The organism is Streptomyces albiflavescens, from assembly GCF_014645835.1.
GTDB classification, from domain to species: domain Bacteria; phylum Actinomycetota; class Actinomycetes; order Streptomycetales; family Streptomycetaceae; genus Streptomyces; species Streptomyces albiflavescens.
Genome location: NZ_BMMM01000012.1, coordinates 185,344 through 204,435 on the forward strand (window position 1 = coordinate 185,344; position 19,092 = coordinate 204,435).

Annotated in this window: 18 protein-coding genes; 8 read left to right on the forward strand and 10 right to left on the reverse strand. The window is 70.3% G+C overall.

The window, feature by feature from the left end; all coding sequences use genetic code 11:
- Window positions 1–8: 8 nt before the first annotated feature.
- The gene (locus IEY95_RS29875; RefSeq protein WP_189189264.1) at window positions 9–644 is read left to right on the forward strand and encodes a DUF1345 domain-containing protein; all 636 of its coding nucleotides are present in this window, start codon (window positions 9–11) and stop codon (window positions 642–644) included.
- A 43-nt stretch (window positions 645–687) separates the two neighbouring features.
- Here IEY95_RS29875 and IEY95_RS29880 read toward each other — a convergent pair whose 3' ends face one another.
- The 7 genes from IEY95_RS29880 to IEY95_RS29910 form a co-directional block, all read right to left on the reverse strand.
- Window positions 688–1,623: a Dyp-type peroxidase gene (locus IEY95_RS29880; protein WP_189189265.1), complete on the reverse strand. Its 936-nt coding sequence runs from the start codon at window positions 1,621–1,623 to the stop codon at window positions 688–690.
- A gap of 136 nt (window positions 1,624–1,759) precedes the next feature.
- Complete coding sequence (locus IEY95_RS29885) at window positions 1,760–2,071, reverse strand: hypothetical protein (protein WP_189189266.1); 312 nt, start codon at window positions 2,069–2,071, stop codon at window positions 1,760–1,762.
- Between the two features lie 554 nt (window positions 2,072–2,625).
- Entirely contained in the window at window positions 2,626–3,879 is a 1,254-nt protein-coding gene (locus tag IEY95_RS29890) for a styrene monooxygenase/indole monooxygenase family protein (protein ID WP_189189267.1), read from the reverse strand.
- Between the two features lie 24 nt (window positions 3,880–3,903).
- A complete protein-coding gene (locus IEY95_RS29895; RefSeq protein WP_189189268.1) occupies window positions 3,904–4,542 on the reverse strand; it encodes a GTP-binding protein in 639 nt (212 codons plus the stop codon).
- Entirely contained in the window at window positions 4,523–4,933 is a 411-nt protein-coding gene (locus IEY95_RS29900; RefSeq protein WP_189189269.1) for a DUF742 domain-containing protein, read from the reverse strand. Before IEY95_RS29900 ends, IEY95_RS29895 begins: the two co-directional genes overlap by 20 nt.
- A complete protein-coding gene (locus IEY95_RS29905) occupies window positions 4,930–5,433 on the reverse strand; it encodes a roadblock/LC7 domain-containing protein (protein WP_189189270.1) in 504 nt (167 codons plus the stop codon). Before IEY95_RS29905 ends, IEY95_RS29900 begins: the two co-directional genes overlap by 4 nt.
- The gene (locus IEY95_RS29910; protein WP_229703463.1) at window positions 5,430–8,399 is read right to left on the reverse strand and encodes a sensor histidine kinase; all 2,970 of its coding nucleotides are present in this window, start codon (window positions 8,397–8,399) and stop codon (window positions 5,430–5,432) included. The genes IEY95_RS29905 and IEY95_RS29910 overlap by 4 nt, the downstream gene beginning before the upstream one ends.
- Window positions 8,400–8,810: 411 nt before the next feature.
- On the opposite strand from IEY95_RS29910, the gene IEY95_RS29915 reads away from it, so the two are divergent.
- Window positions 8,811–9,599, forward strand: a complete 789-nt coding sequence (locus IEY95_RS29915; RefSeq protein WP_189189272.1) for a protein phosphatase 2C domain-containing protein — start codon at window positions 8,811–8,813, stop codon at window positions 9,597–9,599.
- A 52-nt stretch (window positions 9,600–9,651) separates the two neighbouring features.
- Here IEY95_RS29915 and IEY95_RS29920 read toward each other — a convergent pair whose 3' ends face one another.
- The gene (locus tag IEY95_RS29920) at window positions 9,652–10,149 is read right to left on the reverse strand and encodes a MarR family winged helix-turn-helix transcriptional regulator (RefSeq protein ID WP_189189273.1); all 498 of its coding nucleotides are present in this window, start codon (window positions 10,147–10,149) and stop codon (window positions 9,652–9,654) included.
- 282 nt (window positions 10,150–10,431) lie between these two features.
- On the opposite strand from IEY95_RS29920, the gene IEY95_RS29925 reads away from it, so the two are divergent.
- Window positions 10,432–11,256: a lysozyme gene (locus tag IEY95_RS29925; RefSeq protein ID WP_189189274.1), complete on the forward strand. Its 825-nt coding sequence runs from the start codon at window positions 10,432–10,434 to the stop codon at window positions 11,254–11,256.
- 85 nt (window positions 11,257–11,341) lie between these two features.
- Here the strand turns inward: IEY95_RS29925 and lon are convergent, their stop codons facing one another.
- Entirely contained in the window at window positions 11,342–13,759 is a 2,418-nt protein-coding gene (lon, locus tag IEY95_RS29930) for an endopeptidase La (RefSeq protein WP_189189275.1), read from the reverse strand.
- Window positions 13,760–14,024: 265 nt separating this feature from the next.
- Between lon and IEY95_RS29935 the strand changes: the two genes are divergently transcribed.
- Window positions 14,025–14,921, forward strand: coding sequence for a hypothetical protein (locus IEY95_RS29935; RefSeq protein WP_189189276.1), 897 nt, complete (start codon window positions 14,025–14,027; stop codon window positions 14,919–14,921).
- Between the two features lie 325 nt (window positions 14,922–15,246).
- Here the strand turns inward: IEY95_RS29935 and IEY95_RS49340 are convergent, their stop codons facing one another.
- Window positions 15,247–16,353, reverse strand: coding sequence for a rhomboid-like protein (locus IEY95_RS49340; protein WP_229703464.1), 1,107 nt, complete (start codon window positions 16,351–16,353; stop codon window positions 15,247–15,249).
- A 140-nt stretch (window positions 16,354–16,493) separates the two neighbouring features.
- On the opposite strand from IEY95_RS49340, the gene IEY95_RS49345 reads away from it, so the two are divergent.
- The 4 genes from IEY95_RS49345 (at window position 16,494) to IEY95_RS29955 (ending at window position 19,057) form a co-directional block, all read left to right on the forward strand.
- Window positions 16,494–16,712, forward strand: a complete 219-nt coding sequence (locus IEY95_RS49345) for a glycoside hydrolase family 3 N-terminal domain-containing protein (protein WP_229703480.1) — start codon at window positions 16,494–16,496, stop codon at window positions 16,710–16,712.
- Between the two features lie 71 nt (window positions 16,713–16,783).
- Window positions 16,784–17,488, forward strand: coding sequence for a glycoside hydrolase family 3 protein (locus tag IEY95_RS29945; protein ID WP_229703465.1), 705 nt, complete (start codon window positions 16,784–16,786; stop codon window positions 17,486–17,488).
- 40 nt (window positions 17,489–17,528) lie between these two features.
- Window positions 17,529–18,206, forward strand: coding sequence for a spermine/spermidine synthase domain-containing protein (locus IEY95_RS29950; protein WP_189189277.1), 678 nt, complete (start codon window positions 17,529–17,531; stop codon window positions 18,204–18,206).
- Between the two features lie 113 nt (window positions 18,207–18,319).
- On the forward strand, window positions 18,320–19,057 hold the full coding sequence (locus tag IEY95_RS29955) for a response regulator transcription factor (RefSeq protein WP_054236710.1): 738 nt from the start codon (window positions 18,320–18,322) through the stop codon (window positions 19,055–19,057).
- Window positions 19,058–19,092: the final 35 nt, after the last annotated feature.

Consider the following 19,092-nt stretch of genomic DNA (forward strand, 5'->3'; position numbering starts at 1 on the left):
TATCGCCCATGAAGTTCTGGTTGCCGGTGTCCGCCGTGCCCCGACTTGCCGGTGCGGTGGTCGTCGGAGTGGCGATCGGCGTGGCCGCGGGCTTCCTGACCGACGCCCCACTGGGCGTTCTCTCCGGCATCGCCGCCACCGAGACGCTCTTCGTCGTGGCGGGCCTGAGCGTGCTGTGGCCCATGGACGCGACCACCACGCACCGCTATGCACAGCGCGAGGACTTCCGCCCCCTCACCGAGGAAATCGCCGTCGTCGCGGCCGCTCTGTTCGCGCTGCTCAGCATTGTCGTTCTCCTGCTGCGCGGGAAATCCGCGGAAGGCCACATGGCAGCCGCGGTAGCGCTCGGCGGCGTGTTCATGAGCTGGGCGTCTCTGCACCTGATGTACTCCACCCGCTACGCATACCTGTTCTGCGCGAAGCCGACAGGCGGCATCGACTTCAACTCGGAACACCCGCCCGCGTACGCCGACTTCCTGTACTTCAGCTACAACCTCGGCATGACGTACCAGGGATCCGACACCAGCGTTTCCAGTGCACGAATCCGTGCGGTGGTGCTCCGCCACTGCCTGCTGTCCTACGTCTTCGGTACCAGCATCCTGGCTACCACGATCAACCTGGTGACCGGGATCGTCACCAGCTGACCCCCGGGCTCCTGAGCGGTGTCCTGGAGTCCTGGACGGCGGCCTAGCCGGCCGGCGGCTCGGGAAGATCGTTGAGGAAATTCACGGTCGGCACATAGAAAAGGCAGCCGGTGGTCGCCGTCGAGAAGTCGAGGATCCGGTCGTGGATCCCGGGACGGTCGCCGAGGAACATGTTGCGCAGCATCCGTTCGGTCACCTCAGGCGTGCGCGCGTAGCCGATGAAATACGTGCCGTATTCCCTCTTGCCGATCGTTCCGAACGGCATGTTCTCCCGCACGATCTTCTGTTCGTTGCCGTCCTCGTCCGTGATGGTGTTGAGGGCGACATGAGAATCCGGGGGCTTGACGTCGTCGGGCATTTCGACGTTGGCCAACTTGCTTCGGCCGATGACGTTCTCCTGTTCCTGTGTGGTCAACCCGTTCCAGGAGACGAGGTCGTGGAGATACTTCTGGACGATCACGTAGCTGCCGCCTACGAAGGGCTCGTCCTCGGCGCCGACGAACACCGCGTCGGAGGCCGCCCGTTGTCCGGGATTCTCGCTGCCGTCGACAAAACCCAGCAGGTCACGCTCGTCGAAGTACTTGAAGCCGTGCACTTCGTCGACCATCGTGACCGCTCCCGCGAGGCGTGCGGCGATCAACCGGGCCAGTTCAAAACAGAGGTCCATCTCGTGGGCGCGCAGATGGAAGAGGAGATCCCCCGGTGTGGACAGAGCCTTGTGGACAGTGCCTTCCAGCGGCACGAAGGGATGCAGGTCACGAGGGCGCGGACCGGCGAACAGCCGGTCCCAGGCGCGGGAACCGACGCCGACGACGCAGCTGAGCTCGGCGTACGGGGCGCGATAGCCCACCGACCGCAGCAAACCTGCCACATCTTCGAGCAGGTCACGGACAGTGGCCTCGCCAGCGGGGTCGATCGTGGCCACGAGGAAAACGGTGGTCTTGGCCGGCGGGGCGATCACCCTCTGCGACTCGTACACGAAGCCTGCCTCCCGCCTGTCGTGATAGCGACGGTACGACCCGTCGGCCGATCCTGCGCTCCGCAGGACCACGTTCCGCGGAAGAGGGGCCGGGCCGGCCGGGCGGATGCCGTGAGTGTGCGCGCCACTGCGGGTGTCATCGGCCGTCGGGCAGCTCGCCGACGGAGAACCGCACGGTGACCGTGCTGCCCACGCCGACCTGATCGGTGCGGGGTGCCCCCGCGTCGCTCGCCTCACGAAGCCGCGAGGAGATCTCGTCGATTTGGTCGTCGAGGCGCTGGAGTTGGCCGGCACGCTGCAACTCGTCGGCTTGGTCCGCGTGGTCGCCCACTTCCTCGGGGTCCTTCAGTGTCGCCGCGACCGTGTCCCGCTCGGCGCGCAGGTCCGCCAGCTCCTGTTCGAGCGCGCGACGTGCCGTGTCACCTATCGGACCGTGTGCACCGGACATTCCTGCTCCCGCGTTTCAGTGGGAATCAAACGGAAATAACGGTGTCAATAAGACCATTTCAGAGCATAGCAGTCGGGCTGCTCCGGCGAAGAGGGCCGCACAGGCTCCGCCGGGCCCGGTGGAGCGTGCCTCTGGGGCCGCCGAGCGATCCGATCACGCGAGGCGCTGGTCGGATGTCCCGTGTGCTCCCGCCTCCGGAAGCCGCCTGGCGAGGGATGATCAACCGGCATAGCCTGAGGGGAAGCGCTGAAGGTGGTCCATGCACCGCACGGCGAAAGGGTGAGACTCTTGCCCCCCTCGCATGACGAGCCGGGAAAGCCGGAACCCACAGTGGGCCCCGAGCCCAAGGGCGAACCACGATTCCGCCCCTGGAGGGCGCACCGGCGATCGCCGACGCCGTTCCCGGCCGGGGTTCGTGCAGCGCCACCGTGGGCCTCGAAGGCACCCTCCGCCGACAGGTCGCATCCGGCGAGGCTCGGCGGCAGGTGGACATTCCCACCGGTCAGCAGGGATGTCCACCTCCGACTACGTCCGGATCGCCGCCCGGAAGCCCGCTACGCCCCGGTCACCGAGGCCAGGTAGGCCTCGGTCTTCTCGGGCTCGAAGAAGAAGTTCTCGAAGTCGGCCGGGTTGTCGAAGCCGTTGGCGAAACGGTCCGCCACGGGCTGGAGCTGGCCGGCCGCGCCGATGAGGTTCAGGACGTGCTCCGGCGGCACGCCGAGCATGGCGTTCGTCCACTTGGTCACGTGCTGCGCCGTGTCCCAGTACCGGTCGAACGTGGCCTGCATCCACTCCTCGTCGAAGGGCTTGTCGCCCTGCTCGAGGATCGAGGCGAGGTACGCGGCCGCGCACTTGGAGGCCGAGTTGGAGCCCTGCCCGGTGATCGGGTCGTTCGCCACGACCACGTCGGCGACGCCCAGGACCAGGCCGCCGCCGGGGAGGCGACCGATCGGGTTGCGGACGGTGGGGGCGTACCGTCCCGACAACGTGCCGTTCGCGTCGGTCAGTTCCACCTTCGTGGCCCGCGCGTACTCCCACGGCGTGAACCGCTCCATGAGTTCCAGGGTCAGGGAGAGGTGTTCGGCCGGGTCCTTGACGCCGTTGAAGACGTCGAGCGGGCCGCCGGGTATGCCCTCCCAGAAGAGGATGTCCGCACGCCCCGAGGTGGTGAGGGTCGGCATGACGAAGAGCTCGCCCACGCCGGGGACAAGGTTGCACCGGACCGCGTCGTAGTCCGGGTGCTCCGGGCGCGGGCCCAGACCGTGGACGTACGCGACCGCCAACGCCCGCTGCGGCTCGCTGTACGGCGAACGGGAGGCGTCCCGGCCGAACATGGACACGAGCTCGCCCTTGCCCGCCGACACCAGCACCAGGTCGTAGGTACGGGAGAAGTAGTCGAGGTCGGAGACCGCGGCGCCGTGGATGACCAGCTGGCCGCCACGCTGCGCGAACGTCTCCATCCAGCCGGCCATCTTGACCCGCTGGTCGACCGACTGCGCGTACCCGTCGAGCCTGCCCACCCAGTCGATCGCCCGCTGCGTCGGCCCCGGGTCGTGCGAGCCGGGGGCCGCGACCGAGACGCCGAGTCCTTCGATCTTCGGGGCCTGGGACTCCCAGAAGTTCACCTGGAGATCGCGCTCGTGCTGGAGTGCCGTGTCGAACATGCACTGTGTCGACATGACACGGCCGGTACGGATCTCGTCCGCCGTCCGGTTCGACATCAGGGTGACCTCGTACCCGTGCGACTGGAGTCCGAGGGCGAGCTGGAGTCCGGACTGGCCGGCTCCGACGACGAGTATCTTCCGCATGCGCGTCCTAACTCTGCGTACGTCTTATTCGGGGCTCACGTCGAGCGCGTGCCCCACCAGCGCGAGCAGGGTCTCGACAACCGAGATCCGGCGCCTGGCATCCATGATCATGACAGGTATGTGTGGGGGCACCGTGAGGGCCTCGCGCACGTCCTCGGGCTCGAAGTGCTCGCTGCCGTCGAAGTGGTTGACGGCGACGACGTAGGGCAGTCCGCAGCTCTCGAAGTAGTCGAGCGCCGGGAAGCAGTCCGACAGGCGGCGGGTGTCGGCGAGGACCACCGCGCCGATGGCACCGCGCACCAGGTCGTCCCACATGAACCAGAACCGCTGCTGGCCCGGCGTGCCGAAGAGGTAGAGCACCAAGTCGTCGTCGAGCGTGATGCGCCCGAAGTCCATGGCCACGGTGGTGGTCAGCTTGTCGGGCGTGCCGGTGAGGTCGTCGGTGTCCTCGCTGGCCTGGGTCATCAGCGCCTCCGTCTGGAGGGGCGTGATCTCCGAGACCGCGGTGACCAGCGTGGTCTTGCCCACGCCGAAGCCGCCCGCCACGACGATCTTGGTGGCGATCGGCGCGCGGCTGCGGTCCGTCTGCCAGGCCTGCAGATTCTCCTCGTCGTCGAGGAGGGGGGCGACGCCCGGCGCGGCGTCAGAGACGACGGAGTCCACTCAGCACCCTTTCCAGCAGAGCGCGGTCCGGCTGTCCCGGGCCGTGACCTGTTCCGTACACACGGATCTTTCCCTGGTCCGCCAGGTCGCTCAGGAGCACTCGGACCACGCCGAGCGGCATCCTGAGGAGGGCGGCGATCTCCGCCACCGTACGCATCCGGCGGCAGAGTTCGACGATGGCCCGCATCTCGGGCATCACCCGGTGGGAGAGCGAGCCGTTGGTCAGCTCCTTGCGCTCCTGCGGGGCTTCGAGCGCCGCCACGAACGTCTCCACGAGGAGGACGTGCCCGAAGCGGGTACGGCCGCCGGTGAGCGAGTAGGGGCGTACGCGGGCGGGTTTGCGGTCGCCTCCGCGGACCGGAAGCTTGTTGGGCGTGCTCGGCGTACTCATCGGGCGCTCCCCATCGACTCGGTCTCCAGGGATTTTCGGAGTTCACTGCGCAGTTCGGGGGTCAGGACGTGTCCGGCACGGCCGACGAAGAGCGCCATGTGGTACGCCACCACGCTCATGTCGCAGTCCGGGGAGCCATGCACGCCGAGCAGCGAGCCGTCGCTGATCGACATGACGAAGAGGCTGCCCTCGTCCATCGCGACCATCGTCTGCTTCACGCTGCCGCCGTCCATCAGCTTGGCGGCGCCGATGGTGAGGCTGCCGATGCCGGAGACGATGGTCGCGAGGTCGGCGGAGGAGCCCTTGGGGCCCGTCGGCCGGTCCGTCTCGGCCGTCCTCGCCTCCGCGTTCCTGCCGGGGTCGGAGGAGAGCAGCAGCAGGCCGTCGGAGGAGACGACCGCGACCGACAGGAGGCCCGGCACCTCCTCGACGAGATTCGTCAGCAGCCAGTGCAGATTGCGGGCTTCACTGCTCAGGCCGAAGGTACTGGGCGCGGTCAACTGCTTGCCTCCTCGACTGTGCCCCCCGATGCTTCTACGTCCTGTGCGTGCGCGTCGGACGTCGATCCTGCGGGCGCGTGCGCTTCCGGCCCCTGTACTGCGGATGCGTTCGTCTCGGCCGTCTGCTCGGCGATCTCCGCCTCCACATCGCGGCGGCCTTCCACCGCACCCCGGTGGAAACCGCCGAGCCTGCGGCGCAGGGCCTCGGCGTCCACGCCACCCGTGCGCGGCCTCGGGACCGGCGCGGGCGCGGAGATCTTGGGCGTCCGCTTGGGCAGACCCTTGTCGGTGAGCCGCGAGCCCTCGTCCGGGACACGTTCGTGGGTGTCGGGGCCGATGGCGTACGGATCGGTGGTGGTGGCCTGGGCGGGGACGCGGACTTCCGGAGCGAGGTGGGCCGGGGTCGCTTCCGGGTCACGTTCGGGAGCGGGCGCTTCCTCCGGGGGCTCCGGAAGCAGCAGCTCCATCGTGGTCTCGGGAGCGAGTTCCGGCTCGGACGCCGGCTCTGGCTCGGGCGTGGGCCGGGGTACGGGCGTGGGCCGGGGTGCGTACGACGCCTCGGGTTCGGGAGCCGCCGCTTCCGCGCCGGGATCCCGGGCGTCCTCGCGTACTCCTGCTTCCTGCGCGGAAGCCTCCCGTACGGCCGCTGTGTCCGCGGGAGCCTCCCGTACGGCTTCTTCCGCCGTGGAAGCTTCTCGTACGGCCTCTTCCGCCGCGGCGATCAGTGGGTCCTCGTCGCCCGCGGGTTCCGATGCCGTCGGGACCGAACGGCCCGGCAGGACATTGGAGTTGGCCTCCGCGTCCGCGCCGGGCAGCGACACCGAGGACGCGCTGCCGACCAGCCGGGTGGCCGTGGGGGCGGTGACCGCGGACGCGGCGGCGAGCAGCGCCTTCGGCAGGACGACCACGGCGGCGACACCGCCCTGCTTCTGCTCGCGCAGCTGCACCCGTACGCCGTGCCGGTGGGCGAGCCGGGCCACCACGTACAGGCCGAGCCCGAGACCGTCGCCGCCCTCCAGGTCGTAGGCGTCCTCCGGATCGAAGTCCGAGAGACGGGAGTTGAGCTGGCTCATCCGCTCGGCGGTCATGCCTATGCCCTCGTCCTGCACGGAGAGCATCACCTCGCCGCTCTCCAGGAGCCAGCCGGAGACCTCGACGGCGAGGTCGGGCGGCGAGAACGACGAGGCGTTCTCCAGGAGTTCGGCCACGAGGTGGCTGATGTCGTCGGCGGCGAAGCCGGCGAGGTGCGCGTGCGGCGGCAGCGCGGCGATGCGGACCCGCTCGTACCGCTCGATCTCGCTCACCGCGGCGCGCACGACGTCGACGAGCGGGACGGGACCCGCGTGGTGCTGGACGTGCTCGGCGCCCGCGAGGACGAGCAGGTTCTCACTGTGCCGCCGCATGACGGTGGCGAAGTGGTCGAGCTTGAAGAGCGTGGCGAGGCGGTCCGGGTCCTGCTCGCGCTCCTCCAGGCCCTCGATGACGCCGAGCTGGCGCTCCACCAGGCCGAGTGTGCGCAGCGCGAGGTTGACGAAGGTGCCGTGGATGGTGCCGCGCACCTGCTCCAAGTGGGTGGCGGCATCCGCGAGTTCGGCACGCAGCCGGTCGCGCTCGTCGGCCATCAGCTGACGCTGCCCGATGAGGTGCTTGCGATCGCCTTCGAGCGTCGCGAGCCGCTCATGGAGCGCGGCGGCGTGCTCGTGCAGCGCGTTGACGGAGCGGACGACCTGGGCGAACTCGTCGTTGCGGCCGGTGAACCTGACCGGTTCCTCGGCGCCCGGGTCGGCGGCCAGGCGGGCCGAGCCGATCCGCAGCACGGCCAGCGGGCGGGTGAGACTGCGCGCCATGGCCATCGAGACGCCGACCGCGACGAGCAGCAGCGTGCCGATGAGGGCGATCCGGATCTCCAGCGCGGTGACGTCGTCGTCCCGCAGCTGTTCGAGGTCCCTGGTGCGGTGGTCGTTGAGGGAGGCCTCGGCACCGCGCATCAGCTCGACACGGGCCGACAGGGCCGCGTCCAGCTTCTTGGTGCTGGTGTCGAGTTCGGCGTCGGAGAGCGTCGGCTGGTCGGTGAGGCTCGCGAGGTACTTGTCGGCGCTGCCGACGTCGGGCCCGGTGACCGTGGAGTCGTACGAGGCCGTGGCGGCCTTGGGCGCCGTCTCGCGGAAGCCGGCGAGCGCCGCGTCCGAGCGGAGCCGGGCCTGCTGGGCCGCGGCGCTCAGCGCGTCGCGCTGCTTGGTGTCGGCGGCCGAGGAGACGCTCGTGGTGGTCGCCAGACCGGTGATCGGGTTGATGGCGGTCTGGGTGGTGCGCGGAATGCTGAGGGCGGCGAGGAGCAGTCCGCGGGCGGCGGCGGACTGCTGGACCGCGGAGTCCAGCTCGGCGAGGGCGTGCGCGCCGGAGCCCGCGCGGGGCGGCAGCTGATCGGCCAGGTCCTCGGCGAGGGCATGGAGTTCGGCGATGGCACCGGAGTACGCCTGATGCGCTTGAAGAGCGGTGCTCTTTCCGGTGAGCGCCGCTCTGCGCAGGGAGGCGATGGAGTCGAGGTCCTTGAGCAGCGTGGCGGGGGCGTCCTCGTCCGCCCGCAACTCCTCGACCTGCCGGTCGACGCGGGCGCCGCGCTGCTCGGACGGGGCCTTGGCCTTGGGCCTCCCCGCGGCGATGTACGAGGTGACCTCGTCCCGCTCGTCGGCCAGCGAGTGCGCCAGGGTCAGCGCCTGCTGGGTCCGCTGCGCGAGCGTCACCAGGTTCTGGGAGTCGTTCAGTTGCCCCGAGGCGGCCAGCACCGTGGGGGCCCCGGCACCGGCGATGGCGGCCGCGACGACCGCCACGGCGACGATCAGTCGGTTGCGTACGTGGGCGGGTCGGCCCCTGCTCGGGGAGTCGGCGGTGTCGCCGGCGGCACCGCCCCCGGTTGAGCTGGAGGCCGTCTGCTTGCCTGTGCGCCTCGGCCGCGTCTTCTGCACCGGTGCTCGCATTCCTGACTCGTGTACCCATGGGCCCGGGTGATGACGCCCTGTCAACTGGGGCGTCCGCCCTCCCCCAAGCTTTCGACTTCGCTCAAGCCAGGGGGCGCCCCCATCGGCTCCCGACCCTCCCAGTGCCGGTGGGCAGTGGCCCCGCATCATCTGGCCCGCCACCCGAAGGAGTGAACATCGGACCGGAGTTGGCGGGCAAGTTCCCCCGGCGTGTTCGACGGTCTTGACCGGCGGGCCGGTTGGACGTCGGCGACGCGCTTTGGCACTATTCGCCACCACGCTTCACCGGAGTCGATCATTCCATGCCAAACCCGGCGCCTGAGCTGGTGGTCCGCACCCGTTCGGCAACGGATGCCAGCCTTTCGTAGACCTTGTGAAGGGCTCGTGCAGACTGGCCGGATGCGCACTGAACTCGTCTCGGAGCCCGGTGACCCGGACCGCCCCAATGAGGACTTCGCATCGGTCGGCCTTCCGGCCTCAGGACAGGGGGGTTCGCTGGTCGTCCTGGACGGCGTGACGCCCCCTCGGAGCGACTACGGCTGTCTGCATTCCGTCGCCTGGTTCTCCACACGCCTCGGCGGAGCCCTGACCGAACTGTCCGTTTCCCGCCGAGATCTGACCCTGCCGGAGATCCTCTCCAGGGCCATTCGCCGCGTGGCTGACGCCCACGCCGACACCTGTGACCTTTCTCACCCACGGACACCGCAGGCAACCGTGGTCCTCGCCAGATGGTCCGCCGCCGAGGTCGAGTACCTGATCCTCTCGGACTCCGCCCTGCTGGTGGAGTCCCCCACGGGCGACGTGACCGCACTCCTGGACGACCGCCTCTCCCGCCTCCCCCGCACCTCCCTCGCGACGGACGCCGTCGCCGACGCGACCGTCCGCAACAAGGAGGACGGCTTCTTCACGGCGGCGGCGGATCCCTCGGTGGTCTCCCGCGCGGTGACCGGCACACTGCCCCGCACGTCCGTCCGCGCCCTGACCGCCCTCACGGACGGCGCCACCCGCTGGGTGGAAAAGTTCCACGAGGGCGACTGGGCCGCCCTGTTCACCCTCGTACGGAAGGAGGGCACACAGGCACTCGTCAACCGCGTACGGGCACTGGAGACCGCGGACGCGCAGGAGCGGGTGCATCTGCGACGGAGCAAGACGCATGACGATGCGACGGCGGTGTTCGTGGAGCTGTGAGCCGGGATGCCCGCGAGGCGCGCATCCTCGGGGAAGCGGGCCGGCCGGTGGCCTAACGCTGCTGTTCCATCCCCGTGTTCAGCTGGTGCAGCAGCCGGGCCAGTTCCGCGACCTCGCGGGGGTCCCAGCCCGCGAGCTGCCGGACATAGCGGGCCCGGCGGGCCTGTCGGACCTTCCGGAAGCGTTCCTGTCCCTCCTCCGTGAGGTGGACGAGCCAGGCGCGGCCGTCGGCGGGGTCGGGCTCGCGGGCCACGAGGCCGAGATCCTCGAGGGCGCGGAGCTGACGGGACATCGTGGCCTTGCCGACGCCGATGTAGGCGGCGAGCTCCGTGGCACGCTGCCGGCCGCACTCCTCCAGCCGGAAGAGGAGCCCGTACGCGGAGGACTCCAGGTCGGGATGGACCTCGCGGGCCATCTCACCGGAGGAGGCGCGGGCGCGCCGCAAGAACACGGTCAACTCGCGTTCCAGCGCCGGGAATTCCTGGTCCACACCACTTCCCGACGCCGCGGATTCGACACGCTGCCCGCCGCCGTTTCCGTTGTCGTGCACGTCAGCACCCCTGCCCCGGTTTCCCGATCCTGAAAGTTTCCGCCACAATCCGCCATTGCCGCAGCTCCGCCAGTATTTCGCAGGCGTAGACCAACGGCAGCCTCCGGGCCCTCTTCCCACGCCGTCTTCTACGTGCGTAGCTTCTTTATCAGGCAATCAGTGGCATGCCCACGCCATCTGCAGGTCGACGAGGACCTGACCCCCCACCCGGGCGTGCGCGTGCCGTCAGCGTTCCCCCCACCGAGCACCACCGTGCACCACCGATCTCTTCGGAGGCACGACATGCCCGTGCACAGACACAGACCCGCAACGACCCACCGCCTGCGCCCGCTCGCGTTGGGAATCCTGCTCACCGCCTTCTCCCTCCTGTACACCCTCCCCTCCTCCGCCGCCGACATCCCCGCCCGGGGCTCCGCCCACATGGGCATGGGCGTCGTCGCGCACGACGGTCAGGACGGTACGCCGAGCAGCGGTGACGCCACGCAGACGGAAGGCGTGGACGTCTCCGGCTACCAGGGCAACGTCGCCTGGTCGACCCTGTGGAGCAGTGGGGTCAGGTGGGCCTACACCAAGGCGACCGAGGGCACGTACTACACGAACCCGTACTTCGCCCAGCAGTACAACGGCTCGTACAACGTCGGCATGATCCGCGGCGCGTACCACTTCGCGACTCCCGACACGACGACCGGCGCCACGCAGGCGAACTACTTCGTGGACCACGGCGGTGGCTGGTCGAAGGACGGCAAGACGCTGCCGGGCGCGCTCGACATCGAGTGGAACCCGTACGGGGCCGCCTGCTACGGCAAGACCCAGAGCGCCATGGTGAGCTGGATCAGCAGCTTCCTCGCCCAGTACAAGGCGCGCACGGGACGCGACGCGGTGATCTACACGGCCACCAGCTGGTGGACCCAGTGCACGGGCAACTACGGCGGCTTCGCCTCCGCCAACCCGCTGTGGATCGCCCGTTACGCCTCCGACCCCGGCACGCTCCCCGCCGGCTGGTCCTACTACACGATGTGGCAGTACACGTCGTCCGGACCGACCGTCGGCGACCACGACAAGTTCAACGGGGCCCTCGACCGGGTGGTGGCGCTGGCCAACGGCTGACCCGCCCGAGCGTGGGCACCGCGCGCACGGTGAAGGCCCGGGCCTCCCTCACGGGACCCGGGCCTTCCCTTTCCGGTCGCGTCCGTCACGCCGCTACCGGAACCTCCGGCGTCGCGCCGTTCGTCGCCGGCGACAGCGCCAGCTCCAGGACCTGTCGGACGTCCGTGACGGCATGGACGTCGAGCTTCTCCAGGACCTCGGCCGGGACGTCGTCCAGGTCGGGCTCGTTGCGCTTGGGGATGATGACCGTCGTGACACCCGCGCGGTGCGCGGCGAGCAGCTTCTGCTTCACCCCGCCGATGGGCAGGACACGACCCGTCAGCGAGACCTCACCCGTCATCGCCACATCGGTGCGGACCAGGCGGCCGGACAGGAGCGAGGCCAGCGCCGTCGTCATGGTGACGCCCGCGCTCGGTCCGTCCTTGGGGACCGCGCCCGCCGGGAAGTGGATGTGCACGCCCCGGTCCTTCAGGTCACCGACCGGCAGTTCGAGCTCGGCACCGTGCGACCTGAGGAAGCTCAGCGCGATCTGCGCCGACTCCTTCATCACGTCGCCCAGCTGACCCGTCAGGGTCAGGCCCGCCGCGCCCGTCTCCGGGTCGGCCAGCGACGCCTCGACGTAGAGCACGTCACCGCCGGCGCCCGTGACGGCCAGACCGGTGGCGACACCGGGCACCGCCGTGCGCCGCTCGGCCGGGTCCTGAGCGGACTCGGGCACGTGGTGCGGCCTGCCGATCAGACCGCGCAGATCCGCGTCCGTGACCGTGAAGGGCAGCTCCCGCTCGCCCAGTTCATGCTGGGCCGCCACCTTGCGCAGCAGCCGCGCGACGGCCCGCTCCAGGTTTCGTACACCCGCCTCCCGCGTGTACTCGCCGGCGAGCTTGCGCAGTGCGCTCTCGTCCAGCGTGACCTCCTCGGACTGCAGACCGGCCCGCTCCAGCTGGCGCGGCAGCAGGTGGTCCCGGGCGATGACGACCTTCTCGTCCTCGGTGTAGCCGTCGAGGCGGACCAGCTCCATACGGTCGAGCAGGGCCTCCGGGATGGCCTCCAGGACGTTCGCCGTCGCGAGGAACACGACGTCGCTCAGGTCGAGTTCGACCTCCAGGTAGTGGTCGCGGAAGGTGTGGTTCTGCGCCGGGTCGAGGACTTCGAGCAGGGCCGCGGCCGGGTCGCCGCGGAAGTCGGAGCCGACCTTGTCGATCTCGTCCAGCAGGACCACCGGGTTCATGGACCCGGCCTCCTTGATGGCGCGGACGATACGGCCGGGCAGCGCGCCCACGTACGTACGCCGGTGTCCGCGGATCTCGGCCTCGTCCCGCACGCCACCCAGGGCGACGCGGACGAACTTGCGGCCCATGGCGTGCGCGACGGACTCGCCGAGCGAGGTCTTGCCGACACCGGGCGGGCCGACCAGCGCGAGCACGGCACCGCCGCGCCGCCCGCCGACCACGCCGAGCCCGCGCTCGGAGCGCCGCTTGCGCACCGCGAGGTACTCGGTGATCCGCTCCTTCACGTCCTCCAGACCGGCGTGCTCGGCGTCCAGGATCGCCTTGGCGCCCTGGATGTCGTACTCGTCCTCGGTCCGCTCGCTCCACGGCAGTTCGAGCACGGTGTCGAGCCAGGTCCGGATCCAGCTGCCCTCGGGCGACTGGTCGCTGGACCGCTCCAGCTTGTCGACCTCCTTGAGCGCGGCCTCGCGGACCTTCTCGGGGAGGTCGGCGGCCTCGACGCGGGCGCGGTAGTCGTCGGACTCCTCCGCGTCCGAGGACTCGCCGTTCAGCTCGCGCAGCTCCTTGCGGACGGCTTCGAGCTGACGCCGCAGCAGGAACTCGCGCTGCTGCTTGTCGACGCCCTCCTGGACATCCTTGGCGATGGACTCGGCGACATCCTGCTCGGCCAGATGCTCACGGAGCTGCTCGGTGGCGAGCTTCAGCCGGGCGACCGGGTCGGCGGTCTCCAGGAGCTCCACCTTCTGCTCGATGGACAGGAACGGGGAGTAACCGGAATTGTCGGCAAGGGCGGAAACATCATCAATCTGCTGTACGCGGTCCACGACCTGCCAGGCGGCGCGCTTGCGCAGCCAGCTGGTGGCGAGGGCCTTGTACTCCTTGACCAGGTCGGTGACCCGGCCGGGCAGCGGGTCGGGCAGAGTCTCTTCGACCCGGGTGCCCTCCACCCACAGCGCGGCACCGGGACCCGTGGTCCCCGCGCCGACCTTCACGCGCCCACGCCCGCGGATCAGCGCGCCCGGGTCGCCGTCGGCCAGGCGGCCGACCTGCTCGACGGTGCCGAGCACACCGGTGCCCGCGTACGTCCCGTCGATGCGTGGCACCAGCAGCACCTGTGGCTTGCCCGGTGTCGAACGGGCGGCGGCCTGGGCGGCCTCCACCGCTGCGCGTACATCGGTGTCGTTCAGGTCCAGCGGAACCACCATGCCGGGCAGTACGACCTCGTCGTCGAGCGGCAGCACGGGCAGGGTGAGCGGTGTGGACGTCGAAGCCATGATCTCCCCTTCGGCAGTCAAGTTGAGTTACACCGGCTCAATGCATGGAGGCCTTGCATTGTTCCCCGGGGTCCGTTCGCTGTCAGCGATCAGCTCTGCGATCTGCGATCAGACCGCCTCGCGCCCGAGCGCGGCCCGCGCCCGCACAGCTCTCCTCGCCCCCGGAGCGCGGCCCGCGCCGGGAATGAACGTCGCGCACGGCCCGGGCGTCACAGGTGCGGTGCCGGATGCGGTTCCACTCCACCGTCTGCCTCCGGGGGGCATCATGCGGTCCGTCAAACTGCTCGTCGTACTCGGCCTGGTCGCCGCCGCAGCCGTCGGATGCGGCAACGAAACGACACCCCGCGGCGGCGACAAGGTCCGGGACGGCGGCACCGCCGCCGACTCGGAGCGCGCCCGCCAGGTCGCCGCCGCCTGGGAGGGCTCCGAGGCGGCGCGGGTGTGGCAGCGGGGCTACTACCCGCTCGGCGACGCCGTTCAGCTGCCCGAAGGGGCGTTCCACAACGACGCCGACAAGCGCGCGTACCTCACCCAGAACTTCGAACTGCGCGCCTCTCTTCCCGACGCGCCGAAGAAGAAGGGGGAGATCCGGTGGCGCGACGGCGACTCGCTCGCCGTCCCGGTCACCTCCGCGCGAGCGGCGTACGAGAAGCTCGACCGGGGCGGTAATTCGGGTCCCGCCCTCACCGTGACCGGTGCCCGGCTCGGCGAGATGACCCTGCTGACCAGCCGGGGGGCGGCGACGGTCCCCGCCTGGCACTTCACGATCAAGGGCTACGACACTCCGCTCGAACGCGTCGCGGTCACCCCCGCGAAACTCCCCCGGCCCCCGATCGGGCCCGTGCGGCAGCAGACGGCCGAGCTGGGACCGCTCGCCGGGCTGGACACGGTCGCGGAGGACGGCCGGACGGTCACCCTGCGCGCCGAGCACGGATCGTGCGACGACGGCCCAGCCGTCGACGTGCTGGAGACCGGGGGCAGCGTGGTGTTCTCCGCCTCGGTCCGCGGCGTCTCCGACGGCCCGTGCACGTCCGAACTGCGCATCGAGAAGGTGACGGTGAAACTGGACCGCCCGATCGGTGACCGCATGCTCCTCGACGCGTTCACCGGCAGGCCCGTGCCCTACGAGCAGCCCCACTCCACCTCGCCGACCTGGAGCTGACTCCACCCGGACGGCGCGGAGCGAGCCGGGCACATCGACATCGCGCCCGCGCTTCTCGACGCGGCCGGGATCGGGCCGGACACCCCGCACGACGGGCACTCGCTGCTCGGCACGGACGACCGCGGGCATCTGCTCGGCGAGTGGTGGTGGAACCGCCAGGACGAGCAGCCGATCCACAGCTGGGCGTCGTACATCGGCAAGAACGAGCAGTACACGGAGTACTACGACCTGCGCCTCGACGAGAAGGGCCGCCTGCCGAGCACCGGCGACAGCGCGGCGGTGGTCTTCCGCGCGTACGACGACCTGCGCCGTGACCCGTACCAGCTCACGAACGAGCTCCACGGGGCGACCGCCGCCCGGGACCATCGGCTCGGCATCCCTGGGCCGGCACGACGCCTCGCCGCGGTCCGGAACGGCTGACCGACGAGGGCACTCGCGCCGCCTGCCGACGCCGCACCAGCGGCCACGTCGAGATGCCGATCGTCAGGGACATCAGGTGTCCCCAGCCTGTCATCGGGTCGGTGAAGGCGAGGAGGTCGCCGACGAGCATCGCGGCGAAGCCGATCAACAGCGGCCAGCGCAGCCAGGGCGACAGCAGTCCCGCGAGCGCGCCAACGCTCGTGGCGACGCCGAAGCTGATGCCGTAGTCGAGGCGGTGCAGGGAACTGTCGGGCAGATGGCCGACCAGCACCGCGAGCCCGACGGGCACTTCGGTGGCCAGCGTGGCGACCACGTGCCCGAGCAGGAAGACACCGGCCGTCCGCAGCCCGCCTGTCCGCCGCTCGAGCGCCGTCAGGACGACCAGGAACGCCACCGCGTAGGGCGAGGTGATCCCGCCGACGATCCACAGCGCGCTCGCGACCAGCACCAGCACCGGGTGCTGCGCGAGATGCGCGACGTCCGTGCTGGATGCCTGGTGCAGCGCGTGCACGAGCGTGGGGTCCGCGTACTCGGTGACGGCCGAGGTGACGGCGAGGACGGCCGCGTATCCGAAGGTGAAGGGCGTCCCGAGGGGAGTGGGGAAAAGCCGCCAGGGGCGGAGGGTACGGAGCCGCCCGGCGAGCGCGCCCAGGGCGGACACACGTGCGGCAGCAGGCGCGGCGGCCGGTCCGGGCGACGCGACCGGGACCGCTGCCGCCCTGCCCGGTCCGCGCGACGCGACCGGAGCCGCTGCCACCCTGCCCGGTCCGCGCGACGCGACCGGAGCCGCTGCCACCCTGCCCGGTCCGGGGGACGCGACCGGAGCCGCTGCCCCCGTGACCGGTTCGGGTGCCACGGCCGAAGCCGGTGCCTCCGCGGCCGCGTGGCGGGGCGTGGTGAGCGAACCGTCGCGCTGGCGGGGCATCCCGTCCAGAAGATCGTCGAGGAGAGGCGCGCCCGTCTCGGGGTCGGCCGGCACGGCGTCAGCCCGCGCGGTGGTGCTCCGGTCCACGGTGAGGCGCTCCTTCCGTCGCGCCCCACCCTTCGTGTCCCACACGTCGCTGTCTATGACCGACGCCACGCGAGAGCCGATTCACAGCAACTTCCAAGACCCGTCAGGCGTCCGCCGCCCTGGCGCCGTTCAAGGCGGCCATCGAGGCCGGCTGCTCGCAGCTGATGCCGTACTACGGCCAGCCGGTCGGCACCGACTGGGAGGAGGTCGGCTTCGGCTTCAACCGTGACGTCCTGACCGACCTTCTGCGGGGACGGCTCGGTTTCGACGGCATCGTCTGCACCGACTGGGGCCTGTTGACCGACGCGCCCGTCTTCGACGAGCTGTTCCCGCCCGCGCCTGGGGTGCCAAGCACCTGACCGTCGCCGAACGCGCGGCGAAGGCGCTGGACGCGGGCACCGATCAGTTCGGCGGCGAGCAGTGCCCCGGGGTGATCGTGGAAGTGGTTCGCTCGGGCCGCGTCCCGGAGGCATGTATCGATGAATCTGTACGTCGACTCCTGCGCGAGAAGTTCGCGCTCGGCCTCTTCGAAAACCCCTATGTCGACCCGGACCGGGCCGAGGAGGTCGTCGGGGCGGGCGAGTTCACCGCGCTCGGCGAGGCGGCCCAGCGCCGCTCCCTCACCGTCCTGACCGCCCAGGACCTGCTGCCGCTGAAGGGCCGTCCGAACCTGTATGTCCAGGGCGTCTCCGAGCAGACGGCCTCGGCGTACGGCCAAGTCGTCGCCGACCCCGTCGACGCGGAACTCGCGGTGCTGCGCCTGCGCACCCCGTACGAGAAGCGTCCCGGGATCTTCGAGTCCTTCTTCCACCCCGGTTCGCTCGCCTTCCCCGAGGACGAGCTGAAGGAGATCCTGCGACTCCTGGAGCCGGTGCCGACGTTGGTGTGCGTCAAGCTCGAACGACCGGCCGTACTCCCGGAGATCGCCGAGAAGGCGGCCGCCCTGGTCGCCGGCTACGGCGCCTCGGACGCCGCCCTGCTCGACGTCGCCTTCGGACGGGCACGGGCCGAGGGGCGCCTGCCGTTCGAACTCCCGCGCTCCATGGCGGCGGTGGAGGCGTCCCGGCCGGATGTGCCCGACGACACGGGGGATCCGGTGTTCCCGTACGGGCACGGGGCCGCACTCAGGGGTTAATTCGGCTACCCATCCTGGTGAAACTGCCAGGATGGGAGCCATGACTGCTTCGTACGACACCCCTGTGGTCATCGACCGTCGCCAGGGCCCCTACGGCGAGGTCGTGCTGCGGCGACACGGCGCGCTGCTGCAGATCATCGCCAACGGATGCTTCCTGATGGACACTTCCGACGGCCGCTCGGAGCGGCTGCTCGTGGACGCCGCGTACGACGCGCTGGACGGGCGTGCGCGGCCGGATGTGCTGATCGGAGGCCTCGGCGTCGGGTTCTCGCTCGCACACGCCGCCGCCGATCCCCGGTGGGGGCGCATCACGGTCGTCGAACGCGAGTCGGCCGTCATCGACTGGCACCTCCACGGACCGCTCTCCGCAATCTCCGCCGAGGCTCTCGCCGATCCGCGCACGGAAATCGTCGATAACGATCTGGTTGCCTACGTCAATGAGAAGTCGGCCACGTACGACGCGCTGTGTCTCGACATCGACAACGGGCCCGGCTGGACAGTCACCGAGGGCAACGAAGGCCTGTACTCGAAGGCCGGACTGGCAAGCTGCGCAAGGGTTTTGAGGCCCGGTGGGGTGCTCGCGGTGTGGTCGGCACAGCCCTCTCCGGAATTTGAAGGATCCCTACGGAATGCCGGGTTCCAGCGGGTGCGTACCGAAGAGATCCCGGTTGCCCGGGGCGTTCCGGACGTCGTACACCTCGCAGTCAGGGCTGGATAGCCGCGGCACGGTGACTGCCCGTACTCTGCTTCCCTGACGCCGATCATTCAAGCGTCAAGCGCAGTCATGGGATCACCCCACGGATTCCGGAAAGCACACTTCAGGGGCGGGCGATGGAGCAGACACACACCTCCCACAACGGCACGGCGGCGACACCGGGCGCTCAACGCCGGGTGTTGGTGGTCGAGGACGACCCGACGATCGTCGACGCCATCGCGGCCCGCCTGCGTGCCGAGGGATTCCTGGTGCAAACCGCGGGCGACGGCCCTGCCGCCGTCGACACCGCCGAGGCCTGGCAGCCTGACCTGCTGATCCTCGACATCATGCTGCCCGGCTTCGACGGCCTGGAGGTCTGCCGCCGCGTGCAGGCCCAGCGCCCGGTGCCGGTGCTGATGCTCACCGCGCGCGACGACGAGACCGACATGCTGGTCGGACTCGGCGTCGGAGCCGACGACTACATGACCAAGCCGTTCTCGATGCGCGAGCTGGCCGCCCGCGTGCACGTCCTGCTGCGCCGGGTCGAGCGCGCCGTCGTGGCCGCCTCGACGCCGCGCAGCGGAATCCTGCGTCTCGGCGAGCTGGAGATCGACCACGCGCAGCGCCGGGTGCGGGTGCGCTCGGAGGACGTGCACCTGACGCCCACCGAATTCGACCTGCTGGTGTGCCTCGCGAACACCCCCCGTGCCGTACTCTCGCGCGAGCAGCTGCTCGCCGAGGTGTGGGACTGGGCGGACGCCTCCGGTACCCGGACCGTGGACAGCCACATCAAGGCGCTGCGCCGGAAGATCGGTGCCGAGCGGATCCGCACGGTCCACGGCGTGGGCTATGCGCTGGAGACCCCGACTCCCTGAGCCGGGGCTTCGTCGGAAGCTTCTTGAGGGGGCTG

Excerpts from the sequence above, each read along its gene's own strand:
- IEY95_RS29900 (WP_189189269.1), bottom strand. The coding sequence starts at position 4,933 with ATGAGTACGCCGAGCACGCCCAACAAGCTTCCGGTCCGCGGAGGCGAC.
- IEY95_RS29915 (WP_189189272.1), top strand. The coding sequence starts at position 8,811 with ATGCGCACTGAACTCGTCTCGGAGCCCGGTGACCCGGACCGCCCCAAT.
- IEY95_RS29950 (WP_189189277.1), top strand. The coding sequence starts at position 17,529 with ATGACTGCTTCGTACGACACCCCTGTGGTCATCGACCGTCGCCAGGGC.
- IEY95_RS29875 (WP_189189264.1), top strand. The coding sequence starts at position 9 with ATGAAGTTCTGGTTGCCGGTGTCCGCCGTGCCCCGACTTGCCGGTGCG.
- IEY95_RS29925 (WP_189189274.1), top strand. The coding sequence starts at position 10,432 with ATGCCCGTGCACAGACACAGACCCGCAACGACCCACCGCCTGCGCCCG.
- IEY95_RS29890 (WP_189189267.1), bottom strand. The coding sequence starts at position 3,879 with ATGCGGAAGATACTCGTCGTCGGAGCCGGCCAGTCCGGACTCCAGCTC.
- IEY95_RS29955 (WP_054236710.1), top strand. The coding sequence starts at position 18,320 with ATGGAGCAGACACACACCTCCCACAACGGCACGGCGGCGACACCGGGC.
- IEY95_RS29885 (WP_189189266.1), bottom strand. The coding sequence starts at position 2,071 with ATGTCCGGTGCACACGGTCCGATAGGTGACACGGCACGTCGCGCGCTC.
- IEY95_RS29935 (WP_189189276.1), top strand. The coding sequence starts at position 14,025 with ATGCGGTCCGTCAAACTGCTCGTCGTACTCGGCCTGGTCGCCGCCGCA.
- lon (WP_189189275.1), bottom strand. The coding sequence starts at position 13,759 with ATGGCTTCGACGTCCACACCGCTCACCCTGCCCGTGCTGCCGCTCGAC.